This window comes from Trebonia sp. (genome assembly GCF_049794275.1).
Taxonomy (GTDB): domain Bacteria; phylum Actinomycetota; class Actinomycetes; order Streptosporangiales; family Streptosporangiaceae; genus Trebonia.
The window spans coordinates 1-3,648 of the sequence record NZ_JBARCR010000674.1 but is presented as its reverse complement, the minus strand read 5'-3'; the positions used below and the strand labels follow the sequence as shown (position 1 = coordinate 3,648).

The 3,648-nt window shown below is 72.2% G+C and carries 4 protein-coding genes; 1 reads left to right on the top strand and 3 read right to left on the bottom strand.

From position 1 onward, the window contains the following. Positions 1 to 153 precede the first annotated feature (153 nt). Positions 154 to 1,041: an EamA family transporter gene (locus WA805_RS18080; protein WP_425242915.1), complete on the bottom strand. Its 888-nt coding sequence runs from the start codon at positions 1,039 to 1,041 to the stop codon at positions 154 to 156. Positions 1,042 to 1,124: 83 nt separating this feature from the next. Here WA805_RS18080 and WA805_RS18075 point away from each other — a divergent pair, with 83 nt between their 5' ends. After that, the gene (locus WA805_RS18075; protein WP_425242914.1) at positions 1,125 to 1,607 is read left to right on the top strand and encodes an Lrp/AsnC family transcriptional regulator; all 483 of its coding nucleotides are present in this window, start codon (positions 1,125 to 1,127) and stop codon (positions 1,605 to 1,607) included. A gap of 21 nt (positions 1,608 to 1,628) precedes the next feature. Here the strand turns inward: WA805_RS18075 and WA805_RS18070 are convergent, their stop codons facing one another. Then, the gene (locus WA805_RS18070) at positions 1,629 to 2,189 is read right to left on the bottom strand and encodes an OsmC family protein (protein WP_422285724.1); all 561 of its coding nucleotides are present in this window, start codon (positions 2,187 to 2,189) and stop codon (positions 1,629 to 1,631) included. After that, on the bottom strand, positions 2,186 to 3,505 hold the full coding sequence (locus WA805_RS18065) for a cytochrome P450 family protein (protein WP_425242913.1): 1,320 nt from the start codon (positions 3,503 to 3,505) through the stop codon (positions 2,186 to 2,188). Before WA805_RS18065 ends, WA805_RS18070 begins: the two co-directional genes overlap by 4 nt. Between the last annotated feature and the right edge of the window lie 143 nt (positions 3,506 to 3,648).

Below are 3,648 nucleotides of genomic sequence, written 5' to 3'. Positions count from 1 at the left end.
TCGCCGGTCTCGCCGACGGGCTGTCTCCGGCGCGGACCGCTGCCCGCGCCAACGCTGCCGCGGCCTTCTCTGTGACCCGCCCGGGGCCGGCGACGTCTCCGACCCGCGCCGCCCTGGACGCGTGGCTGGCGGAGAGGCGCGGGTAGTCCGCGGCTACGTCGTGTCTGCCTGGTGAATCGCGATACCCGCGATGACGAGCGCGATGCCGGCCAGCTCGCGGACGGACGGGATCTGGTGGAGCACGACAGCGCCGATGACCACGGCGACCGCCGGGAGCAGTGCGAGCATCAGCGCGAACGTGGCCCGCGACAGCCTGGCCATGGCGAGCTGGTCGGTGACGTAGGGGATCACCGAGGAGCACACCCCGACACCGATGCCCCAGGCCAGCCAGGCCGGATGGGTGAAGGCGGGCAGCGCGGCGCCGAGGCCGGCCGGGGTGACAGCGACCGCGGCGATGAGCATCGCGGCGCCGAGCTGGTCGATCCCGCCGAAGACGTCGCTCACCCTGGTGTTCGCGACCCGGTGGCCCAGCATGACGTAGAGCATGAAGCCGGCGCAGTTGCCGAACGCGAAGACCAGGCCAAGCGGGCTGGCCCCTGCCTGGATAGCGGTCAGCACCGCGACGCCGCCGACGCACAGGGCCAGCGCCGCGGCGTTGCGCCGGGTCCTGGCGCCGAGCGCGGCCAGGACGACGGTGCCGAGGAACTCGATCGCCCCGACGGTGGCCAGCGGCAGCCGTGCGACCGCGAGGTAGAACAGCGCGTTCATCCCGGCGAGGACGCCGCCGAGCGCGAGCAGCGTGACCAGCTGCCGCCGGTCGAGCCGCCCTGCCAGCCGCCACGGCCGCCGCCATATCGCGAACACCGCCGCGGCGGCGGCGATCCGCAGCCACAGCACGCCAGGCGCCGCGATGCGCGCGAACAGCAGCACGGCGAGCGAGGGGCCGAGATAGTGGAAGATCGCCGAGACCGCGAAAAAGGACACCGGGGGCAGGCTCGCCGCCGTTCGCGTCAGCCGAGTGCCGGGCGCGATAGTGGCCATACCGCAATGTTGTCAGCTAGATTCGCTAGGGAGAATGGCATGCCATAGCCCTGGAGGCCGACTTGCCTAATAATCGACAGCAGATGCGGCTATCTGCCTACGATCAGGAAGAAGTTCTGCTCGACGAGGTCAACCTGCGGATCCTGACCGAGCTGCAGGACAGCCCGCGCCTGCCGATGGCGGAACTGGCCCGCCGGATCGGCATGTCGGCCCCCGCCGTCACCGAGCGAGTGCAACGGCTGGAACGAGCCGGCGTCATCGCCGGCTACCGGCTGGACATCGACCCGGCCGCGGTCGGGCTCCCGGTCACCGCGTTCACCAGGATCAGGCCCATGCCGGGCAGCCTGCCCAAGATCGCCGAACTCGCCGCCGAGCTGCCCGAGGTGACCGAGTGCTACCGGATCACCGGCGAGGACTGCTTCCTCATCAAGCTGCACGCCCCGGCCATCGAGCAGCTCGAAGCCACCCTCGACCGGTTCCTCGCCTACGGCAACACGACCACCTCCATCGTGGTCTCGACCCCGGTCCCCAGGCGCCCTCCCCCCTTGCCCGCCCCACCGAAATGAAGGCGGGCCAGGGCGTGGCGGTCAGGCCAGCTCGACCAGCACCTTAACCGGGTTGGTCACGACGTCGAACACCGCCGAACGCTTCTGCGCCTGGGCCAGCAGTGCCTCCAGTTCGTCGCGGGACGCGTCGGCGTCGATGCTGAACCGGACCGTGACCGCCTCGAAGCCGTTGCGGATGCCGGGGTCGGCGCCGAGGATGCCCAGGACGTTCATGTCGCCTTCGATAGCGGCCGTGACCGAGCGGAGCTGGATGCCGCGGTGCTGGGCGACAGAGGCGACGCCGGCGGTCAGGCACCCGACGAGGCCGACCAGGACGAACTCCACCGGGGTGGCGCCGTTGTCGGCGGACGCGAAGCACTCGGGGTGGTCGACGTCGAACTCATAGGTGGTGCGGTGCCGCTGCTCGCCGCCGAGGCCGGTGAACCCGGCCACGGTGGACTGGCTGTGCGTGCCGGTGCGCCAGGTGCAGCTGGCCCGCCAGGTGAACTGGGCGGCTTCTGGCGCGGCGGACAGCGCGTCGCGGGCGTCGAGCAGGGCCTGCACGTTCACGCCGTTGTCGACGGGACGGTCGGTGGTGGTCATCGGTGTCTCCTTGATTTCGCTGGGATGGAACTGGGCCCGAGAACGACGGGCAGCGAGGCGAGGCCGCGCAGGACCAGTCCGTCGCCGCGCGTCCAGGTGAGCGCGTCACGGTCGACGGCCAGCAGCAGGCCGGGGTGACGGCCGAGCAATGCCTCGAACGCGACCCGGGCTTCGAGCCGGGCAAGCGGCGCGCCGAGGCAGTAGTGAATGCCGTGGCCGAGCCCCAGGTTCGTCCCGTCGCCGCGGCCGATGTCGAGCGCGTGGGGCGCCGGGAAGCGGCCGGGATCGCGGTTGGCCGAGCCCAGGCACACCAGCACCTGTTCGCGGGCGGGGATTTCCACGCGGCCGACGGTCACCGGTTCGGTCGTCACCCGGAACGTGGCATGGGGGACCGGGGCGGTGAACCTGATGAGCTCGTCGATCGCGGCGGGCATCCGCCTGGGATCGGCCAGCAGCGCCTGGAGCTGGCGCGGATAATCGAGCAGGGCCACGACGCCGTTGCCGATGAGGCTGGCCGTGGTGTCATGACCGGCGACCACCAGCTGGAACAGGGTCGACAGCAGCTCTTGCGTGGTGAGCATGTCGTCGTCGACGGCGACCAGGACGCTGACCAGGTCCTCGCCCGGCTGGCGCCGCTTGGTCTCGACGAGCTCGCGAAGATAGCCCACGATGCCGGCGGAGGCCTCGACGGCCTCCGCCGGCGGGTCGCCGGCCCATCCGGTCAGCAGCACCTGGAACCAGGCGTGCAGCCGCGGGCGGTCGGCCGCGGGGATGCCAAGCAGCTCGCCGATCACCTCGAACGGCAGCGGATAGGCGTACCCCTCGATGAGGTCGACGGTGGCGCCGGGGCCGGCGGCCGCCAGATCGTCGAGCAGGCGCCCGGCGATCGCCCGGACGGCCGGCTCGAGCGCGGCGACCCGGGCGGGCGTGAAGGCCCGGGACACGAGCCGCCGCAGCCGGGTGTGGTCCGGCGGGTCGACGTTGAGCATGTGCCGCGAGAACTCCCGCCCTGGCAGGCCCTCGGCCACGACGTCGCCGTTGTCCCGCAGCGCGGCGAGCATGTCCTTGGACATACGCGGGTCGTTCAGCGCCTGGCGGGCCGCGTCGTAGCCGAGCACCACCCAGGCCGGGTGACCGTCGGCCAGCCGGACCCGCTGCACCGGGCACCGGGTCCTGGCCGCGGCGAAGTGACCGAACGGGTCGTCGCGTATCGCCGCCGCCCAGCCGCCCCAGGTGGCCAGGACGTCCAGGGCGTCCGGGACGTCCGTGACGTCCGTGGCGTCCGTGACGTCCGTGGCGGCCGTGGTGTCAGCCATTGTCGGCCTCGGGACGGTAGCCCGTGCACACCAGGTCGAGCCGGGCGATCCGGCCGTCCTCGCCGGCATCGGCGTAGGCCTGCTGTTCGACGGTGAACCAGCCGGCGCCGAGCCGCTCGGCCCGCAGCCGCAGCCGCCAGCGC